This is a genomic window from Phyllobacterium sp. 01N428 (assembly GCF_056399405.1).
Genome location: NZ_JBFTRH010000004.1, coordinates 236,665 through 254,019 on the forward strand (window position 1 = coordinate 236,665; position 17,355 = coordinate 254,019).

The 17,355-nt window shown below is 58.6% G+C and carries 23 protein-coding genes; 11 read left to right on the forward strand and 12 right to left on the reverse strand.

Going from position 1 to position 17,355, the window contains the following annotated elements; genetic code table 11:
- Nucleotides 1-31: 31 nt before the first annotated feature.
- The 4 genes from petA to AC1DNI_RS12975 all read left to right on the forward strand — a co-directional run bounded on the left by petA (nt 32) and on the right by AC1DNI_RS12975 (nt 3,461).
- Nucleotides 32-595, forward strand: coding sequence for a ubiquinol-cytochrome c reductase iron-sulfur subunit (gene petA, locus AC1DNI_RS12960; RefSeq protein ID WP_027233440.1), 564 nt, complete (start codon nt 32-34; stop codon nt 593-595).
- A 21-nt stretch (nt 596-616) separates the two neighbouring features.
- Entirely contained in the window at nt 617-1,915 is a 1,299-nt protein-coding gene (locus AC1DNI_RS12965; RefSeq protein WP_091923840.1) for a cytochrome b, read from the forward strand.
- Between the two features lie 29 nt (nt 1,916-1,944).
- The gene (locus AC1DNI_RS12970) at nt 1,945-2,808 is read left to right on the forward strand and encodes a cytochrome c1 (protein WP_228017887.1); all 864 of its coding nucleotides are present in this window, start codon (nt 1,945-1,947) and stop codon (nt 2,806-2,808) included.
- A gap of 107 nt (nt 2,809-2,915) precedes the next feature.
- Entirely contained in the window at nt 2,916-3,461 is a 546-nt protein-coding gene (locus AC1DNI_RS12975) for an adenine phosphoribosyltransferase (protein WP_027233437.1), read from the forward strand.
- Between the two features lie 41 nt (nt 3,462-3,502).
- Here AC1DNI_RS12975 and AC1DNI_RS12980 read toward each other — a convergent pair whose 3' ends face one another.
- The 5 genes from AC1DNI_RS12980 to AC1DNI_RS13000 are packed head-to-tail and all read right to left on the reverse strand — an operon-like array spanning nt 3,503 to nt 6,954.
- Entirely contained in the window at nt 3,503-3,970 is a 468-nt protein-coding gene (locus tag AC1DNI_RS12980; RefSeq protein WP_477692126.1) for a MaoC family dehydratase, read from the reverse strand.
- Complete coding sequence (locus tag AC1DNI_RS12985) at nt 3,967-4,437, reverse strand: MaoC family dehydratase (protein WP_477692127.1); 471 nt, start codon at nt 4,435-4,437, stop codon at nt 3,967-3,969. Before AC1DNI_RS12985 ends, AC1DNI_RS12980 begins: the two co-directional genes overlap by 4 nt.
- A 15-nt stretch (nt 4,438-4,452) precedes the next feature.
- Nucleotides 4,453-5,556, reverse strand: a complete 1,104-nt coding sequence (ychF, locus tag AC1DNI_RS12990) for a redox-regulated ATPase YchF (protein WP_027233434.1) — start codon at nt 5,554-5,556, stop codon at nt 4,453-4,455.
- Between the two features lie 12 nt (nt 5,557-5,568).
- A complete protein-coding gene (gene pth / locus AC1DNI_RS12995; RefSeq protein WP_477692128.1) occupies nt 5,569-6,294 on the reverse strand; it encodes an aminoacyl-tRNA hydrolase in 726 nt (241 codons plus the stop codon).
- Nucleotides 6,295-6,324: 30 nt separating this feature from the next.
- A complete protein-coding gene (locus AC1DNI_RS13000) occupies nt 6,325-6,954 on the reverse strand; it encodes a 50S ribosomal protein L25/general stress protein Ctc (protein WP_027233432.1) in 630 nt (209 codons plus the stop codon).
- Between the two features lie 233 nt (nt 6,955-7,187).
- On the opposite strand from AC1DNI_RS13000, the gene AC1DNI_RS13005 reads away from it, so the two are divergent.
- The gene (locus tag AC1DNI_RS13005) at nt 7,188-7,472 is read left to right on the forward strand and encodes a nucleotidyltransferase family protein (protein WP_477692129.1); all 285 of its coding nucleotides are present in this window, start codon (nt 7,188-7,190) and stop codon (nt 7,470-7,472) included.
- Nucleotides 7,472-7,828 carry a HepT-like ribonuclease domain-containing protein gene (locus tag AC1DNI_RS13010; protein WP_477692130.1) on the forward strand — a complete coding sequence of 119 codons (357 nt, stop codon included), beginning with the start codon at nt 7,472-7,474 and terminating at the stop codon, nt 7,826-7,828. The genes AC1DNI_RS13005 and AC1DNI_RS13010 overlap by 1 nt, the downstream gene beginning before the upstream one ends.
- Before the next feature lie 7 nt (nt 7,829-7,835).
- Here AC1DNI_RS13010 and AC1DNI_RS13015 read toward each other — a convergent pair whose 3' ends face one another.
- Together AC1DNI_RS13015 and AC1DNI_RS13020 are read right to left on the reverse strand one after the other, a co-directional pair.
- Entirely contained in the window at nt 7,836-8,768 is a 933-nt protein-coding gene (locus AC1DNI_RS13015; protein WP_027233431.1) for a ribose-phosphate pyrophosphokinase, read from the reverse strand.
- A 144-nt stretch (nt 8,769-8,912) separates the two neighbouring features.
- A complete protein-coding gene (locus tag AC1DNI_RS13020; protein ID WP_477692131.1) occupies nt 8,913-9,452 on the reverse strand; it encodes a hypothetical protein in 540 nt (179 codons plus the stop codon).
- A 389-nt stretch (nt 9,453-9,841) separates the two neighbouring features.
- Here AC1DNI_RS13020 and AC1DNI_RS13025 point away from each other — a divergent pair, with 389 nt between their 5' ends.
- Both AC1DNI_RS13025 and AC1DNI_RS13030 read left to right on the forward strand, forming a co-directional pair.
- Nucleotides 9,842-10,021, forward strand: coding sequence for a DUF3606 domain-containing protein (locus AC1DNI_RS13025; protein ID WP_153669587.1), 180 nt, complete (start codon nt 9,842-9,844; stop codon nt 10,019-10,021).
- Between the two features lie 427 nt (nt 10,022-10,448).
- Nucleotides 10,449-10,925 carry an Hsp20 family protein gene (locus AC1DNI_RS13030; protein ID WP_477692132.1) on the forward strand — a complete coding sequence of 159 codons (477 nt, stop codon included), beginning with the start codon at nt 10,449-10,451 and terminating at the stop codon, nt 10,923-10,925.
- Nucleotides 10,926-11,269: 344 nt separating this feature from the next.
- Here the strand turns inward: AC1DNI_RS13030 and AC1DNI_RS13035 are convergent, their stop codons facing one another.
- Genes AC1DNI_RS13035 through lgt form a run of 4 tightly spaced genes read right to left on the reverse strand, consistent with a single transcriptional unit; the run spans nt 11,270 to nt 15,218 of the window.
- The gene (locus AC1DNI_RS13035) at nt 11,270-12,421 is read right to left on the reverse strand and encodes a M24 family metallopeptidase (RefSeq protein ID WP_027233427.1); all 1,152 of its coding nucleotides are present in this window, start codon (nt 12,419-12,421) and stop codon (nt 11,270-11,272) included.
- 4 nt (nt 12,422-12,425) lie between these two features.
- Entirely contained in the window at nt 12,426-13,217 is a 792-nt protein-coding gene (gene pgeF, locus AC1DNI_RS13040; RefSeq protein WP_113280795.1) for a peptidoglycan editing factor PgeF, read from the reverse strand.
- A gap of 49 nt (nt 13,218-13,266) precedes the next feature.
- Entirely contained in the window at nt 13,267-14,370 is a 1,104-nt protein-coding gene (locus AC1DNI_RS13045) for a class I SAM-dependent methyltransferase (protein WP_477692133.1), read from the reverse strand.
- Entirely contained in the window at nt 14,367-15,218 is an 852-nt protein-coding gene (gene lgt, locus AC1DNI_RS13050) for a prolipoprotein diacylglyceryl transferase (RefSeq protein WP_091924033.1), read from the reverse strand. The genes AC1DNI_RS13045 and lgt overlap by 4 nt, the downstream gene beginning before the upstream one ends.
- A gap of 179 nt (nt 15,219-15,397) precedes the next feature.
- Here lgt and AC1DNI_RS13055 point away from each other — a divergent pair, with 179 nt between their 5' ends.
- Nucleotides 15,398-15,712, forward strand: coding sequence for an accessory factor UbiK family protein (locus AC1DNI_RS13055; protein WP_477692134.1), 315 nt, complete (start codon nt 15,398-15,400; stop codon nt 15,710-15,712).
- A 63-nt stretch (nt 15,713-15,775) separates the two neighbouring features.
- Here the strand turns inward: AC1DNI_RS13055 and AC1DNI_RS13060 are convergent, their stop codons facing one another.
- A complete protein-coding gene (locus tag AC1DNI_RS13060; RefSeq protein WP_477692135.1) occupies nt 15,776-15,949 on the reverse strand; it encodes a hypothetical protein in 174 nt (57 codons plus the stop codon).
- 517 nt (nt 15,950-16,466) lie between these two features.
- On the opposite strand from AC1DNI_RS13060, the gene AC1DNI_RS13065 reads away from it, so the two are divergent.
- Nucleotides 16,467-16,967 carry a type III secretion system chaperone family protein gene (locus AC1DNI_RS13065; RefSeq protein ID WP_091924029.1) on the forward strand — a complete coding sequence of 167 codons (501 nt, stop codon included), beginning with the start codon at nt 16,467-16,469 and terminating at the stop codon, nt 16,965-16,967.
- A 32-nt stretch (nt 16,968-16,999) separates the two neighbouring features.
- A complete protein-coding gene (locus tag AC1DNI_RS13070; protein WP_477692136.1) occupies nt 17,000-17,335 on the forward strand; it encodes a tRNA-binding protein in 336 nt (111 codons plus the stop codon).
- Nucleotides 17,336-17,355 lie beyond the last annotated feature (20 nt).

The following is a 17,355-nucleotide window of genomic DNA, read 5'->3' on the forward strand; positions in this document are numbered from 1 at the left end:
CTGCGTTGTTATTCGGAAAGGAACAGGCCCCGTGAGCGCACACGATACGACCGAGCCGACACGGCGTGACTTCCTCTATATTGCGACAGGTATGGCCGGTGTGGTCGGCGCAGGGGCTTTTGCTTGGCCCTTCATCGACCAGATGAGACCGGACGCATCCACGCTGGCAGTCTCGTCCATTGAAGTTGATGTTTCGGCTGTTCAGCCGGGCATGTCCCTCACGGTCAAGTGGCGCGGCAAGCCGATCTTCATCCGCAACCGTACGCCCAAGGAAGTTGAGGAAGCCAAGGCTGTCGCGCTCGGCGATCTCAAGGACCCGATTGCGCGCAATGCCAACCTTCCAAGCGATGCCCAGGCCACCGATGCCGATCGTACCGCTTCGAAGGAAAAGGAAAACTGGCTGGTGATGGTTGGCGTGTGCACCCACCTCGGCTGCATTCCGCTCGGCCAACAGGGTGATTTCGGCGGCTGGTTCTGCCCCTGCCACGGCTCGCACTACGATACGGCCGGACGCATCCGCAAGGGACCGGCGCCGGAAAACCTGGCGATCCCGCCACTTTCTTTCATTTCCGACACCGTCGTCAAGATCGGCTAAGGTTCCACGGGGAGACACGACATGAGCGGTGGACATTCATCCTACACGCCGAACAGCGGAATCGAAAAATGGTTTGATGCGCGACTGCCGTTGCCGCGTCTGCTCTACGATTCATTCGTAGCCTATCCGGTTCCGCGCAATCTGAACTATGCCTACGCCTTCGGCGGCATCCTGGCGATCATGCTGGTGTCGCAGATCCTGACCGGCGTGGTGCTTGCCATGCATTATGCCGCCAGCACCGGCATTGCCTTCAATTCCGTCGAAAAGATCATGCGTGACGTGAATTCGGGCTGGCTCCTGCGCTACCTGCATTCCAACGGCGCCTCGATGTTCTTCCTCGCCGTCTACATCCACATTTTCCGCGGCCTTTATTACGGCTCGTACAAGGCGCCGCGCGAACTCCTGTGGATCCTCGGTGTGATCATCCTCCTCCTGATGATGGCAACGGCCTTCATGGGTTACGTGCTGCCGTGGGGCCAGATGTCCTTCTGGGGTGCGACCGTCATCACCGGCTTCTTCACGGCGTTCCCGATCATCGGCGATCCGATCCAGCAATTGCTGCTCGGTGGATTTGCCGTCGACAACCCGACGCTCAATCGCTTCTTCTCGCTGCACTACCTGCTGCCGTTCATGATTGCCGGCGTCGTCGTCCTGCACGTCTGGGCGCTGCATGTGACCGGCCAGACCAACCCGACCGGCATCGAAGTGAAGTCGAAGACGGATACGGTTGCCTTCACGCCTTACGCCACCGTCAAGGACGCGTTCGGCCTGGTGCTGTTCCTGATCCTCTTCGCCTATTTCGTCTTCTACCTGCCGAACTTCATGGGCCATCCGGATAACTATATCCAGGCCGACTCGCTGAAGACTCCGGCCCACATCGTCCCCGAATGGTACTTCCTGCCCTTCTACGCGATGCTTCGCGCCATCACCTTCAACATCGGCCCGATCAACTCGAAGCTCGGCGGCGTCTTGACGATGTTCGGCTCGATCGCGATCCTCTTCCTCGTGCCCTGGCTCGATACATCGAAGGTCCGCTCGGCCGTCTACCGGCCCTGGTACAAGCTGTTCTTCTGGATCTTCGTTGCCAACGCCATCATGCTCGGCTGGCTCGGATCGCGTCCTGCCGAAGGTCTCTACGTGGTCTTCTCGCAGCTCGGAACGGCCTATTATTTCGGCTTCTTCATTGTCCTCATGCCATTGCTTGGACTGGTTGAAACCCCGCGCCGACTCCCGAATTCGATCACCGAGGCGGTGCTCGCGAAAACCAAAGGTGGTGGCCGGCCGGTAGGCGTCACCGCGGCTCCGGAAACCAAAGGCTGAGAATCGTGAAGGGCTCAAGGAACTTTCCCATGAAAAAAATCCTCCTCGGTCTTGCAGCTGCCGGTCTCGGAACCATGCTGGCATTCGGAACGGTCGCGGTCGCCGAAGAAGCGCATAACGCCGCCGAACCGACGCACTTCCCGATCAAGAAGCCGGAAGAGATGAACTGGACCTTCGCGGGTCCGTTCGGACGCTATGACAAGCAGCAGTTGCAGCGCGGCCTCAAGATCTACAAAGAGGTCTGCTCGGCCTGCCATTCGATGAATCTCGTGGCATTCCGTTCGCTGGCGGAACTCGGCTATAGCGATGCTCAGATCAAGGCATTCGCGGCCGAATACGAAGTGCCGGGCGAACCCAATGCCGATGGCGAGCCTACAACCCGCAAGGCTATCCCTGCCGATCATTTCCCGTCGCCTTACGCCAATCCGGAAGCGGCGGCAGCAGCCAACGGCGGCGCGGTACCGCCAGACTTTTCGCTTATCGCCAAGGCACGTGCGGTAGAGCGCGGCTTCCCGCGGTTCCTGATCGATATCTTCACGCAGTACCAGGAAGGCGGTCCGGACTATATCCACGCGCTTCTGACCGGCTTTAACGAAACGCCGCCGGAAGGCATGCAGATCCCTGAAGGCACGCACTACAACCCGTTCTTCATCGCCGCCAAGTCGTTGAAGATGGCGCAGCCTTTGCAGGACGGCCAGGTCACCTATGACGATGGATCGCCGCAGACACTTACGCAGTATTCGCAGGACGTTGCCGCGTTCCTGATGTGGGCGGCCGAGCCACACCTCGAGGCCCGCAAGAAGACCGGCTTCCGCGTCATGCTGTTCCTGGTTCTCTTCGCAGGCCTTATCTATGTGGCGAAGCGCCGGATCTGGTCCGACGTCGAGCATTGACCGGATTGGTAGAGTCAATTTGAGGGAAGGGCGCTATGCGCCCTTTTCTTTTGAGGGCGGGGCTGCATAGATTGTCTGCCCGCTGACAGCGCGAAGGGAACGATCAGATGGATTCAAGCCTCAAGCAGACGCTGGTTGATGCCATCCGCAACATTCCGGACTATCCAAAACCCGGCGTCATGTTTCGCGATATAACCACACTCCTTGGCAATGCCCGCGCCTTTCGCCGCGCCGTGGATGAACTGGTGCACCCCTATGCCGGTGGCAAGGTAGATCAGGTTGCAGGCATCGAGGCGCGCGGCTTCATAATTGGTGGCGCCATGGCGCATCAACTGTCATCGGGCTTCGTGCCGATCCGCAAGAAGGGCAAGCTGCCGCGCGATACCGTGCGGATCGCCTACAGTCTCGAATATGGTCTCGATGAGATGGAGATGCACCGCGACGCTATCGCGCCCGGCGACAAGGTCATCCTCGTTGACGATCTGATCGCGACGGGCGGGACCGCAGAGGCCGCGGTCAAGCTTCTGCAGCAGATGGGCGCCGATATCGTCGCCGCCTGCTTCATCATCGACCTTCCGGAACTCGGCGGCCGCAAGAAGCTCGAGGCACTCGGCGTCAACGTACGGACGCTGGTCGCCTTCGACGGGCACTGAGCGGATTCATTGTTTTACACTTTTGTTGGCCTGCCGACCCTTCAAGCGGGCAGCGCAACAAGGGCGGTGCTGTCGAATGAAAGAACCTTGTCGCCATTCTGGTTATAGGCGGCGGAGGACATCTGCATCATCGACCAGCCCGGCCGAGACTTGAGCGGGCGCACGTCGTGCAAGGTCCGGGTAAAGCGGATCGTATCGTCGGCATAGACCGGCTTCAGCCATTTCAGGTTCTCAAAACCCGGTGAGGGGCCGAATTGCGGCGGCTGTTCGCCTCGTTGCAAGGCTTCTGCGATGATCCGCTTCATGTCCTCGACATTGAGGCGCATCCATATCGCCGTCGTATGCCAGCCCGAGGCACAAAGTCCGCCGAAATTGCTTTTCCTAGCCGCTTCAGGATCGACATGAAAGCGTTGCGGATCGTACTTCGACGCAAAATCAATGATCTCGCTGGCGTTGAAGCGATGGGTGCCGAGATCGCGCTCCACGCCAATGAACTGTTCGATGCTCATGCTTGCACAGGCTCCCGTGTCGAGAACATCGCGGTATGTTCGAGTTCGCACACCAATATGCCATCCTGATTGAAGACATCGTGGTGCATCTTGACGAACCCGAGGGAAGGTTTCGACTTCGACAGGCGTTGTTCGAGGATCGTCGTTCGTCCTGTGAGCGTGTCGCCGGCGAGCACGGGATGCTTCCATTTGACGAAGTCGATCCCTGGCGCGCCTTGCGAGGTCGAATCAAGGAGATAGGCGTCGCATAGCATGCGCATGAACATCGAGACCGTGTGCCAGCCCGAGGCCGCCAACCCGCCGAGGATACTGGCCGTGCCCGCGGCCTCATTCAGATGAAAGGGCTGCGGATCGAACTGCCTGGCAAAATCGATGATTTCTTCCGTCATCACCTGCTTGGAGCCGAGCGACCATTCACTGCCGACGATGAAATCCTCATAGGCGTAGGTGGGCGTGCGTTCAGCCATTTCTATCCAACCGTATCAGGTGTTGAACTTGAACAGCATGATATCGCCGTCCTGGACGATGTATTCCTTGCCCTCGTCGCGGGCCTTGCCAGCTTCCTTGGCGGCTGCTTCGCCGCCGAGCCCCACATAGTCCTGATAGGCGATGGTCTGGGCGCGAATGAAGCCCCGCTCGAAATCCGTATGGATGACACCCGCCGCCCTTGGCGCCTTCGAACCGCGCTCGACGGTCCAGGCGCGTGCCTCCTTCGGGCCTACGGTAAAGTAGGTGATGAGGTGCAGCAGTCGGTAGCCGGCGCGGATCAACCGATCGAGGCCGGGCTCGTCGAGGCTCATTGCCTCAAGATATTCGCGCGCTTCTTCATCGGGAAGCTGCGCGACTTCGGCCTCGATGGCGGCTGAGATCGTGACTGTCTCGGCGCCCTGTCCGGTCGCCATTTCCTCGACAGCTTCGGTATATTCATTGCCGGTTGCGGCATCGCCTTCGGCAACGTTGCAGACGTAAAGGACGGGCTTGGAGGTCAGAAGATTGAGGTCCTGAAGGATCGCGAGATCGTCGGGTGCAATGCCGTTCAGCATGAAGCGAACCGGCTGGCCGTCCTGGAGCAGTGAAAGGGCCTGTTCCATGATCGGAAGCACGGCGAGCGCTTCCTTGTCCTTGCTGCTCGCACGCTTGCGGAACTGGACGATGCGCCGTTCGAGGCTTTCGAGATCTGCGAGCATCAGTTCGGTCTCGACGGTCTCCGCGTCGGCGACGGGGTCGATGCGGCCTTCGACATGGGTGATGTCGTCGTCCTCGAAGCAGCGCAGCACGTGCACCACTGCATCCACTTCGCGAATATTCGCAAGGAACTGGTTGCCGAGGCCTTCACCCTTCGATGCGCCGCGCACGAGGCCGGCAATATCGACGAAGGAGATACGCGTCGGGACGATATTGGCTGATTTGCCGATCTTGGCGATGGTTTGCAGGCGCGGGTCTGGAACCGCCACTTCGCCCGTATTGGGTTCGATCGTACAGAACGGGTAGTTGGCGGCCTGCGCCGCCGCCGTCTTGGTCAGGGCATTGAAGAGCGTGGATTTGCCGACGTTAGGCAAGCCAACGATGCCGCATTTGAAACCCATAATGTGCGATCCTTATTCTTTCTTGCCGAAGAGCTTGTTCAGCATGTCGGCCATGGGGCCGGATTTTGGAATGGTGACGGCAGGCTTTTGCTGGCGCGCCTGCCGGATATGGCTTTGTCCGGTACTTTTTGCAACCGGCTTTTCGGTTGTCGCAGGCTCGCTCCTGGTGTTGCCGCCGACGGCAAGCGCGACGCGGTTCATGAAGCCGGAATCATCCTTGCGAACCAGCAGTCCCGCATTGGCGGCAATCGCCTCGAGCAGGGGATCGAGCCATTCGCGATCCGCCTTGGCGAAATTACCGAGAACATGGTTGGAGACCATTTCCTTGACGCCCGGATGGTTGATACCGAGGCGGACGCGCTTGTAATCCTTGCCGCAATGGGCGTCGATCGATTTGATGCCGTTATGGCCGCCCGAACCGCCGCCGATCTTGATGCGCACCTTGCCTGCGGCCAGATCGAGTTCGTCATAGATGACGATGAGATCGCCGACGCCGAGCTTATAAAAGCGCATGGCTTCGCCGACGGCCTGGCCTGAAAGGTTCATGAATGTCTGGGGCTTGATCAGGATGGTCTTTTCGCCGTCGATCATCCCGTCGGCAATCAGTGCCTGGAACTTGCGGGTCCAGGGAGAAAAACCATGGCGGCGATGTATTTCATCCGCCGCCATGAAACCGATATTGTGCCGGTTTGCAGCATATTGGGAGCCCGGATTGCCAAGACCTGCGATAAGCAGCACGCGCCTAGCTCCCAATAGTCGAAAGGACGATTACTCGCCTTCTTTTTCTGCAGTTTCAGTCGGTTCCGCTGCTTCGGTGATGTCTTCGTCAGCGGTTGCATGGCCAGCGATCGTAGCAATCGTGAAATCGCGATCCTGAATGACCGGTGTCGCGCCCTTCGGCAGCGTCACAGCGGAAATGTGGATCGAGTCGCCGATCTGCGTGCCGGTGAGATCGATTTCGATTGCTTCCGGAATTGCATTGGCCGGAACATGCAGCTCGATATCGTGGCGAACGATGTTGAGAACGCCGCCGCGCTTGATGCCGGGCGAAGCCTCTTCGTTCAGGAAGTGGATCGGTACATGGACGTTGACGACCGACTTGGCCGATACGCGCAGGAAGTCGACATGGACCGGCTTGTCGCTGACCGGATCGAGCTGGTAATCCTTGGGCAGGACCTGGATCGACTTGCCATCCAGAAGGATGTTGGCAATCGTCGTCTTGAAGCCGCCGCCGTGAATCTTGTAATACAGCGTCTTGTAGTCGAGGGTGATCGAGATTGGCGCCTGTTTGTCACCATAGATGACTGCTGGCACTTTACCGTTGCGGCGAATGTCCCGGGCGGACCCCTTACCGACCCGTTCGCGCGCCTCGGCCTTGAGCTCGTATGCTTCGCTCATGGCATTTCCTTTCGAGGTTCAAATCTGGAGTGTTTTTCGAGACCACAAGGTGGATGCACAAAAAACATGAAGCGGTCCAATGCTCATCCGAGACCGGATGAATGACCGCCCCATTCCGCGTTGCCTCCAAGGGTGTCTACGCGGATGGCGGCTCTATAACGGAAACCCGGCGCCAGTGCAAGTTTGTTGCTGTTAACGCCTCGAATGTATAAGATTTGCGTATGAAAAGGAATTTGGTCATTGCCGAACTGGAGCGACATGCGGATGCGATAAAAAGCATCGGCGCGACCGGGCTTTACCTTTTTGGATCGACCGCGCGCGACGAAGCCGAAGACGACAGCGATATTGATCTGTTCGTGGATTACGATGCGTCGGGGCGGTTCTCGCTGATCGAGCTCATCAGCATTAAGCAATTAGTGGAAGCGGCAATGGATGCGCAAATCGACATAACGACGCGCGACAGTCTTCATCCCATGCTGAAGCACGAAATCGAGCAATCTTCTATTCGTATCTTCTGATGCCGCGCCGTCGCATAGAGCCCGTCGTAGCGGAAATCATTGAAGCGATTGACGGGATCGAAATTTCGACACGGAATAAATCGCTCGCTGACTTCAGCAAAGATTGGCTATTGCGGATGGGGGTTCAGCGTGCCCTTGAAATCATCTCTGAAGCCTCGCGCCACCTGCCGGATGAATTGCTGTTAATCGCGCCGGAAATTCCCTGGAAACAGATTCGCGGCATCGGCAACATTTTGCGTCATGAGTACCACAGGCTTGCCGATTCGATCGTCTGGTCCGTTGTGACGGATCATCTCCCGCAGCTTAGAATCGCAATGACCAAGATTCGAGCAAAACTGGACAGCACCGCCGAATAAACTGCCGTTAGTCGAACAGGCTGGAAACGGATTCTTCCGAGGCCGTGCGCGATACCGCCTCGCCGATCAGGTCGGAAATCGACAGGACGCGGATGTTGTGCGCAGATTCGATGGCTGGCGTCGGCTGAATGGAATCGGTGATGACGAGTTCCTTCAGCTTCGAACTCGCTATGCGAGCGACCGCGCCGCCTGAAAGAACACCGTGGGTGATATAGGCGGTGACGCTCGTTGCGCCCTTGGCGAGGAGGGCCTCGGCCGCATTGCACAGCGTGCCGCCGGAGTCGACGATATCGTCGAAAAGCAGGCAATCCTTGCCGCGCACATCGCCGATGACGTTCATCACTTCGGATTCGCCCGGGCGGTCACGCCGCTTGTCGACGATTGCAAGCTGCGCATCGATGCGCTTTGCCAGCGAGCGGGCGCGCACCACGCCGCCGACATCGGGGGAGACGACCATGACGTTCGACGTGCCGTAATGGGCGCGTACATCGCGGGCGATGACCGGCACTGCATAGAGGTTGTCGGTCGGGATATCGAAGAACCCCTGGATCTGGCCGGCATGAAGATCGAGCGTAAGGACGCGATTGGCACCGGCCTCGGTGATCAGATTGGCAACGAGCTTTGCCGAGATCGGCGTGCGCGGACCCGGCTTGCGGTCCTGGCGGGCGTAACCGAAATAGGGAAGCACCGCGGTGATGCGCTTGGCCGAGGAACGGCGGAACGCATCGATCATGATGAGCAGTTCCATCAGGTGGTCGTTGGCGGGAAACGAGGTGGACTGCATGACGAAGACATCTTCGCCGCGGACATTCTCCTGAATCTCGACAAATATCTCCTGGTCGGCAAAGCGGCGAACGCTGGCTTTTCCAAGCGGAATATTCAGATATTTGGCGACAGATTCAGCGAGAACACGATTGGAATTGCCCGCGAACAGTTTCATGCCGATTTTTCCCCACGTCTTTTCAGAGCGTCAGCCAATTAAAGGATATGGCGGGCCTTTTACTGTGCTTCCCGCACAATGCAAGCATGCAGCAAGAAATCCAACTCTATTCCGCGGCATTATCCGGGAAAACGCGTAAATATGTCACGTCTTGGCGCCCGAAACCCATGCGAGATAACCCTGTATTGCCTTGTCGGCGATGCCTTCCATGGTCTTGGCCGGTACCGTGCTCCAGGGATCGGCGCCGCCACCCGGCACTTTTTCCTGGCCCTGTATACGGTGCAGCCGGGTGCCAGCCGGATCGAGTACGTCCCATACATAGATGATCGTCGTCTGGTTGCCGTCGGGCAGCGCCGAGAAATAGCCCTTCATGATGTGCGTGTTGTCGGTATCGGCGGCGGTGCCGAGGACAATACCCTTTTCCTTGGCAAGAGCCGAAAGGCGCTGCGACAGCGGCGTTGCGGCAGCGATTGGCGCGCCGACGATAGGGGCAAAGCGAAGCTTGGCGGTGCGCGCGGCGCCTGGCGCATTGGCGGTGGTGGTCGGTGCGGCCCCGGCAGTTGTGGGCACGGGTGCGCCGGCAGTCGTCTGCGCCGCTGTGGCGGTCGTTTGGGCTGTACCAGGGGTTGCCGGCGTGGTCGCGCTGCCCTGTGCCGCTGGCAGGTCGGCCTTGCTGACGCCCATCGGCGATTCCGAACTGTTGCAGGCGGCGAGCGCGAGTGTTGCAAGCAATGCGACCGCGCATGTCAGTGAGTTACGAGACCACATCTTCAGTCAAACCCCGTCATGAGCCACCTTATCAAATAGAAGCAGAAGAGAGTTTTATTTTACGATCAAGTCAACCCGGCTATTGACTATGCTTCGCTTTTTGTCGCGTCGGGCGCACCTTTTTAGGCAATTCCGTGGAGACGTCGTCACCCTTGCGCGCTTCACGCGCTTGCGAGCTGCCGGACTGCTCCAACCCCGACGAAGCTTGAGAACATTTGCAACGAGCTATCAGTTCGGCTGGGAGTGGAACCTAAATCCTTTGCGGCTGTTGAGAAACAACCAGCAACAGCCGGGGAGAAACCCAAATGTCAGATGACAAATTCAAGCAGGACAATCGAGACCGCGCCACAGTGTCGGCAAGCGAGGACTACGAGGTGAACTACCTCATGACGAAACATGACATCAGCAGAGACCGGGCCCTTGAGCTGATCAAGAAGCACGGCGGCAGTCGCAAGAAGATCGAGAGCGAACTTGGAGGCCGCTGACCCATGGCCGCCTATGATCTGTTGTGGACGACACTTCCAGTCTTGATCGCCGCCCTTCTCTCCTCCATTCCCGAGATCGGCCCACCCAAAAGTGGTCATCGTCATCTTGTTACTGAAGGACGGTAGAATGGAGTATCTGTGGTTTGCCCTAGTGTTGGGTGGTCCCATCGTCCTCGGCGCAATCCTTGCTTTTGGAATGATGAAGCGCCGGCGCCTTTCCGCGCGAGAAAGGCACGCCTCAGATGAGGCAACCAGGAAGCTTTATCGATCGGACGATTAGGAATTTTTTTGCACCGAAAATCTTGACAGCGTTTCCTGCCAATACCAAATTTTTTCGCGGTCGGTTGCACGTCAGTGGACCGACGTCAGGGAGCGCCAAGCTTCTTGGCGCGCCTCATTTCTATGTTGCTCAAAGGAGGACCTAGCTATGAGAAGCAACGTCGATTTTTCCCCGTTCTACCGGTCGAGCGTCGGCTTTGACCGCATTTTCAATCTGCTCGAAAACTCTACGCAACCGCAAGGCTCGGACAGATGGCCCCCGTATGACATCGTCAAGCTTGGGGAGGACAAATATCGCATCGTGATTGCCGTGGCCGGCTTCGGACAAGATGACCTCGCCATCACCCATGAGCCGAATCTGTTGGTGGTCAAGGGCGACAAGTCCGTTGATGAAGAGCTGCAGTATCTTCACCACGGTCTGGCGCTGAGGCCATTCGCGCACCGCTTCGAGCTTGCGGACCATGTGAGCGTTACCGATGCGCGTGTCGACAATGGTCTGCTGATCATCGATCTCAAAAAGGAGATCCCCGAGGAAATGAAGCCGCGTCGGATTGCGATCAGCGGATCCGCCAATACGATAGCCGGCGATAGCTCCAACCGGGTCAGCGATAATCGAGCTGCTTAGGGAGCGGCTGCCTCCAGCTCATCAACTGGGTCAGGTGGAGGCCAGTTGCCGTTATCTTTGTGAAGGGTGACAGCCATGCAAGCTATTACATCAGGACCAAAACAGCGGACGGCGCCTCCGGACCTGTTGCGAAAGGTAAAATCCCAACCGTCGGATAAAGTCCAAGCCACCCATACATTTGCCGACATCTTACGAAAGGCCAAGGGTGGTTATATGAGGCATCGGTTCAAAACCAACCAACCTTGATCGATGCGTTTATTGGCGGGTCCCTGAGTTGGGACTCGCCGTTAGGTTGCGGCAGGTCGGATTTGCACCGACGATCTAGTTTGCGATAGCAACCATGGCTACTTTACGATCAAGTCAAGAGGTTGGCGCGAGAGGGTTTCGGCCGCGCCGTTGGTCGTAAGATAGGTCCGGCCCAGCGTCATCGCCGTATTGGTGTCGGAGTCGAATATGATCATGTGCCCGAACAGCGTCATGTCCGGCTGGATACGTTCGGAGTTCCCCGGATAGAACATCGGCATGTCCATCCAGGACGGGGTAAAGCGCGCGCCAACCGAATAGCCGCACGCATTCAAGCGATGGCGGGTCAGTTCATGGGCTTCCATGACCTTGGCATGGGCCTCGAAGACGTCGCCGAAGGTCGAGGCGGGGGTCATGGCGGCCTCGACGGCAAGCAGGGCCTCCTGCGCCGCATCGAAGAGTTCCTGATGACGCTTCGATGCCTTGCCGGTAAGGACCGTCCGCATCATCGGTGCGTGGTAGTGGCGGTAGACGCCAGACCATTCAAGCGTCAGCTGGTCGTTCTTGGTGAGCTTGCGGCGGCCGGACTTGTAGCGGCACAGAAGCGCATCGTCGCCCGAACCGATGATGAATTCATTGGCCGGGTAGTCGCCGCCGCCCGCAAAGATCGTCGATTGCATGGCCGCAAGAATGGCGCCTTCATCCGCGCCTGCCTTGATCAGTTTCAACGCCGCATCAAGGGCATCGTCGCTGAGCTCGGCCGCCTTGCGGGCGTAGACAATTTCGGCCGGGCTTTTCAGCGCGCGGAGTTTGTCGACGATGCCGGAAATGTCGACCAGTTGCCCGAAAGCCGTCAACTGCTCGTCGAGTCGTCGGCCGTCAGCGGCCGTCAGACCGTGCGTCTGGTATTCGATGCCGATGCGGCGGCCGAGAAGATCGAGATCATTCAATATTTCGCGCAAGTCTGCCGCGGGATTGGCATTCTCGCGATCCGCCCAGACGACGACGTTTTCGATGTTAGAGGTCTGGCGCGCTTGCCGCAGATCAGCGGACCGGGTCATCAGCACGTGACTGCCGTCGGCCTTCATCACAAGGCACTGGAAAAAGCAGAAGCCGAATGTATCGTAGCCGGTCAGCCAGTACATGCTCTCCTGCGCAAACAGCAGGACCGCATCGAGCTTCTGCTCGGCCATCACGATCATCAGGCGATCGCGGCGCGCAGCAAATTCTTCCGGTTCGAAATGAAGGGCCATACTGTTACTCCGTAATGGTGATCGCCGAGATCTGCCGACCGTAGTCTGGTTCCTTGCGATGCGTCGTCCGGCGATAGGAGAAGAACTGATCCTCGTCGGCATAGGTGCATTGGCGAAGCGCCGACGCATTCACGCCGGCCTTTTCGAGCCGGCCGACGATGAAACCCCAAAGGTCGAACATCTTGTGGCCATTGTTGTGCGACGGACGGAAAAAATCCTTGTAGGAAGCGTCCCGCTCGACGAACTGGTCGTAGAATTCGCTGCCGACTTCATAATTGTCGGGGCCAATCGTTGGGCCGAGGACAGCCTGAATGCGATCGCGTTTTGCACCGAGCGCGATCATCGCATCAACGGTATTTTCGAGGACGCCCCCTAGCGCCCCGCGCCAGCCAGCGTGGGCGGCGCCGACGACCTTCTTGTCCTTGTCGGCAAAAAGTATCGGACCGCAATCGGCCGAGAGCGAGCCGATGACGATGCCCGGCGTTGCCGTCACCATGGCATCGGCGTTCGGCCGCGTTCCGACAAAGGGACGGTTCACCGTGATGACGTCCGGGGAGTGCACCTGATGCACCGTGACGAGATGTGTCAGCGGGGCACCGAGCGTTTCGGCGACGCGCCTGCGGTTTTCGCGGACGCGCTCCTGATTGTCCTTGGAGCCGCTCCCGACATTGAGGCCGCGATAGATGCCGTCCGACACCCCACCCTTGCGGGTGAAAAATCCATGGGCGATTCGGTCTTCTTCGGGGGATCCGAGCAGGGCTGAGCGCAACGGTGCCGGTTTTTCGGAGTTGATCATGCTGTATGCCTTTCAAGGCCCGGGATGGTGGTTGAGCGAGCGCGCGAAGTCAATTGCCCTGGGTTCCGGCTTCGCTGCGTTCGAATGGAAAGGTGTGCGTGGCCACGTCCGCGACGCACAGCACCTTGAACAGTGTGCCCATCTGGTCCGGTCCCGCGAGGCGCTCGACATCGGCGCGGATCCGTTCCTGAAATTCCGGCGATTTGTAACGGCCAAGCGCGCCGGCCCGGTCGAGGATGCCCATGGCGATGAGAAAATCGCCCTGGGTCATGGCATTCGTCTTGCAGCCCTCATGACGGGCAGCCTGCGCCAGACTGTGGAAATCGACGTGGGTGGTAAGATCGGCTGCGCCGGGTATATGCAGCACGTCAACCGATTCGTGCCGGCTGAGCGCCTGCAGCGTGTCGCCAAACCCGGGTTGCAGGTGGCCGTAGTCGAATAGGAGCGCGGCGCCGCGCTGATTGCGCAGACGCAGGGCGATCTCCTGCATCAACGCACTTCGCGCCGGAGCGATCTCGAATATGCTGCCTTCGGGTGCAACATCGCTTCCGGCCGGCAACAGGGCAGCCTCGATCGAACCGGAACCCGCAGCAAAGAACAACCGGCCTGCAGGGTCGGCCGCTATCATGCGCTCGACGAAACGACCGTTGGTCTTGACGTATTGGCGGGTCGGAATGGCGTCGAAAAGCTCATTGGCAACGAGGAGGAGGGGGCCATCGGCGACTTCGCCGAGCGTCTTCGTCCAGATGATGCGTTCGGCATGCGCCGCCAGCTTTTCCTGTTGCACCGACCGCAGGCGATCGCTGATCTCGACCATGTGGATTCTGGCGGCGGCGGCGAACTGCGGCGAGAGCTTGCCCGCGGCGCGCAGGAGGTCCTGCATCAGCGTGCCGCGCCCCGGACCTATTTCGCAAAGAACGAAGGAGGCAGGAGCGCCGAGCGCGCGCCAGGCATTGACGCACCAAACGCCGATGAGCTCGCCGAACATCTGGCTGATCTCCGGCGCGGTGATGAAATCGCCATCCTTGCCGAAGGGTTCGCGCGTCGTGTAGTAGCCCGCATCGCGATCAAACAGGCACATCGCCATGTAGTCGGCGACGCTGATCGGGCCGCTCGCTTCGATCTGCCTGATGATCCGCTCTTTCAGGTTCATCGCCCTGTTGCGACCTCGGGATTTCGTGCCGATACTATAAAGGCAAGTCCAACCAGAATCATCGGTATCGACAGCACCATGCCCATTGTGAGCCAGCCGCCATAAAGATAGCCGAGCTGCGCGTCAGGCTCGCGGAAAAACTCGACGAAGATGCGCGACAGGCCATAGAGGCCAATGAAAGTTCCACTGATGAAACGCGGACATTTCAGCTTGCGCCCGTAAAAGATGAGCACGGCGAGTACCGTGAAGAGGACGATGCCTTCAAGCCCTGCCTCATAGAGCTGGCTCGGGTGGCGGACGAAGGGTCCGCCCGTCGGAAAGACCATGCCCCACGGCACGTCGGTCGGACGTCCCCAGAGTTCGCTGTTGATGAAATTGGCAACGCGCACAAGTCCAAGCCCGACAGGCACGCCAGCCGCGATCGTATCGAACATGCTGTACACGTTGATCCTGCGCGAGCGGGCAAACAGGATCATCGCAAGGATAACACCCAGCAGGCCGCCGTGAAACGACATGCCGCCTTCCCATACTTTGAAGATATCGAGCGGATGGGACAGATATTTCGGCAGATCGTAGAAAAGAATGTAGCCGGTGCGCCCGCCAAGGACGACGCCGAGGGCTGCCCAAAGGACGAAATCGTCGAGATCGGTCGGCTTCATCGGCGGTGTGTTGTTCGCCCATAGGCGGGGCTTGGAGATGAGTTTCTTCGCATACCACCAGGCAAAGAGAATGCCGACGACGTATCCAAGTCCATACCAATGCACGGAAAGCGGGCCGATGGAAAATATGACAGGATCAATATCAGGAAAAGCAATCGCAGCTAATGCAGGAAGGAGGATTTCGCTCACAAAGGCGCTCCGTGGCAGGACAAATGTCGGCGGGACCATGCGCGAGGGCATGAACAGCGTCAAGCGGCGTGTTGGGTAACATTTGTGCGGGCTCGCGCCAATCACGGCGATTGTCGGACTTGCTTGCAATCGCTGTCGGCGACGATTATTTGTTTCACGAAACCAGAGAGGTATCCGCCATGAGCAATGGACCAAACCGCGTTCTCGATGAACTGGCAAAGCTTGTGACCGATGCTGCGGGCGCGGCGCAGGGCGTCCGGCGCGAAGTCGAAACCGCCTTTCGCGGTCAGGCGGAACGGCTGCTCAACACCATGGACGTCGTCCAGCGCGAGGACTTCGAGGCCGTGCGCGAGATGGCGATCAGAGCCCGGGCCGAAAACACCGCGCTGCTGGCGCGGATCGAGGCGCTGGAGGCTCTCGTAGGCACCGATGGCAAAACCGCGGACGCCGCCGAGAAACCCGGCACATCGAGGGCCAGGCCAAGGAAAGCATAGCCTCCAGCACCGCAATCTTGATCTGAAGGGTCTCGTCAGACCTTTCTGCGTGCGGAGCTCGAGCTAGGCCGATTCGCCTTTTGCCAATCTGTCCTCGCCGGCTGCGAGCGCCGCTTCCTCCGTATCGAACGGGCCAACCTTTGGTCCCTGTTTGCCCTCGGCGGTTATCGCATAGTACCAGAGCCCGTCGTCATTTTTCTGGCTCACGGTTACTTTTGCACCTGGTTCACTGGACATTGCACGTCTCCGTTGTTTGTTGGTCGGCTTGTCGGAACGACAGGTTAGATGCCCACGATATCGGAGATATGACGAAACCATGCATTGGCCTTATCGCGAGAATGGACCGGGTCGTAGAGTTTACGAAAAGAAGCTGGCTTTTCATCGCCGGCGTTGTGTATTTCCGCCGCCAATGCGCAATCCCCAAAATAAATCTTAAGAATTTATCAACAGGTGGAAATCGCCGAAAATCGTTTTCTTAGAGTCGGTTAAAGGGGGCTCGTGAATCTTTTTGGCAGCGTCTTTCCACACCCATTCGCGCCATTCGACCAAAAGGGGGCTGGCGCTCGGACTCAGCATCAATACACTGAAATTACAGCATGATTCGTAAAAGGGATCATGCAGCGGTTGGGCTGGCGTCCAGCCGTCATCCGGCTGGTGCGTTCTGCCTGTCGGTGCGGTTTCAAGCGTATGTGTGCTTTGGGTGGGTGCTGCATTCCCGCAGCGTCGATGGGATTCGAAATAGCAGGTAATGGCGATGAGCCTTCTGGAAATAGAAATTGCGCGTGATCTCCATCCAGTGGATGTGATTGAACATGTTGCCCACACCAATGAGTGGGCATTCGAGCGCACCGGGGAAGATGAGATTGCCATAACCGTCGAAGGGAGCTGGACCGATTACCAGATTTCCTTTTCGTGGATGGAGGATTTCGAGGCTCTGCATCTTGCCTGCGCCTTCGACATCGCGATCAGCGAGCCGCGGGTCAACGAGGTCATGCGTCTGCTATCCCTGATAAACGAACAATTGCTAATGGGCCACTTCGACCTTTGGCGTCAGGAAGGCGCCATCATGTACCGTCAATCGCTGCTGCTTTCGGGCGGCGCCGAGCCAACCAGCAAACAGGTCGAAGTTCTGCTTTCAAGCGCGCTCGATGCCTGCGAGACCTATTTCCAGGCCTTCCAGTTCGTGGTCTGGTCGGGCTCGACCGCTCGGGAATCACTCGACAGCATCCTGTTCGAGACGGTAGGTTCGGCCTGATCGGTTCAACGTTCAGGCAGCATGCAAAGATCATGACGATAAGTTTTGACGATTTCGAAAAGGTCGATATCCGCGTCGGCACCATCATCGAGGCCCAAGCATTCCCGGAGGCACGCAAGCCCGCCTTCAAGCTGAAGATCGATTTCGGCTCCGAGATCGGGATCAAGCGCTCTTCGGCGCAGATCACCAAGCATTATTCGATCGAGGAATTGCAAGGCCGGCAGGTCATGGCGGTGGTGAATTTCCCACCCCGCCAGATCGGGCCCTTCATGTCGGAAGTCCTGACGCTCGGATTTCCGGATGATGAAGGCGCCGTCGTGCTTGCCGCGGTCAGCAAGCCGGTGCCGAATGGCGGCAAGCTCTTCTAGTTGGCGGCCGCCTCGCCTTC

Coding starts and splice junctions, on each gene's coding strand:
- AC1DNI_RS13030 (WP_477692132.1), top strand. CDS start 10,449: ATGAGAAGCAACGTCGATTTTTCCCCGTTCTACCGGTCGAGCGTCGGC.
- AC1DNI_RS13045 (WP_477692133.1), bottom strand. CDS start 14,370: ATGAACCTGAAAGAGCGGATCATCAGGCAGATCGAAGCGAGCGGCCCG.
- AC1DNI_RS13065 (WP_091924029.1), top strand. CDS start 16,467: ATGAGCCTTCTGGAAATAGAAATTGCGCGTGATCTCCATCCAGTGGAT.
- pgeF (WP_113280795.1), bottom strand. CDS start 13,217: ATGATCAACTCCGAAAAACCGGCACCGTTGCGCTCAGCCCTGCTCGGA.
- AC1DNI_RS13000 (WP_027233432.1), bottom strand. CDS start 6,954: ATGAGCGAAGCATACGAGCTCAAGGCCGAGGCGCGCGAACGGGTCGGT.
- AC1DNI_RS13025 (WP_153669587.1), top strand. CDS start 9,842: ATGTCAGATGACAAATTCAAGCAGGACAATCGAGACCGCGCCACAGTG.
- AC1DNI_RS13010 (WP_477692130.1), top strand. CDS start 7,472: ATGCCGCGCCGTCGCATAGAGCCCGTCGTAGCGGAAATCATTGAAGCG.
- AC1DNI_RS13060 (WP_477692135.1), bottom strand. CDS start 15,949: ATGTCCAGTGAACCAGGTGCAAAAGTAACCGTGAGCCAGAAAAATGAC.
- AC1DNI_RS13015 (WP_027233431.1), bottom strand. CDS start 8,768: ATGAAACTGTTCGCGGGCAATTCCAATCGTGTTCTCGCTGAATCTGTC.
- AC1DNI_RS13070 (WP_477692136.1), top strand. CDS start 17,000: ATGACGATAAGTTTTGACGATTTCGAAAAGGTCGATATCCGCGTCGGC.
- AC1DNI_RS13020 (WP_477692131.1), bottom strand. CDS start 9,452: ATGGGCGTCAGCAAGGCCGACCTGCCAGCGGCACAGGGCAGCGCGACC.
- AC1DNI_RS12975 (WP_027233437.1), top strand. CDS start 2,916: ATGGATTCAAGCCTCAAGCAGACGCTGGTTGATGCCATCCGCAACATT.
- AC1DNI_RS12970 (WP_228017887.1), top strand. CDS start 1,945: ATGAAAAAAATCCTCCTCGGTCTTGCAGCTGCCGGTCTCGGAACCATG.
- AC1DNI_RS13055 (WP_477692134.1), top strand. CDS start 15,398: ATGAGCAATGGACCAAACCGCGTTCTCGATGAACTGGCAAAGCTTGTG.
- AC1DNI_RS12965 (WP_091923840.1), top strand. CDS start 617: ATGAGCGGTGGACATTCATCCTACACGCCGAACAGCGGAATCGAAAAA.
- AC1DNI_RS12985 (WP_477692127.1), bottom strand. CDS start 4,437: ATGGCTGAACGCACGCCCACCTACGCCTATGAGGATTTCATCGTCGGC.
- AC1DNI_RS12980 (WP_477692126.1), bottom strand. CDS start 3,970: ATGAGCATCGAACAGTTCATTGGCGTGGAGCGCGATCTCGGCACCCAT.
- AC1DNI_RS13035 (WP_027233427.1), bottom strand. CDS start 12,421: ATGGCCCTTCATTTCGAACCGGAAGAATTTGCTGCGCGCCGCGATCGC.
- ychF (WP_027233434.1), bottom strand. CDS start 5,556: ATGGGTTTCAAATGCGGCATCGTTGGCTTGCCTAACGTCGGCAAATCC.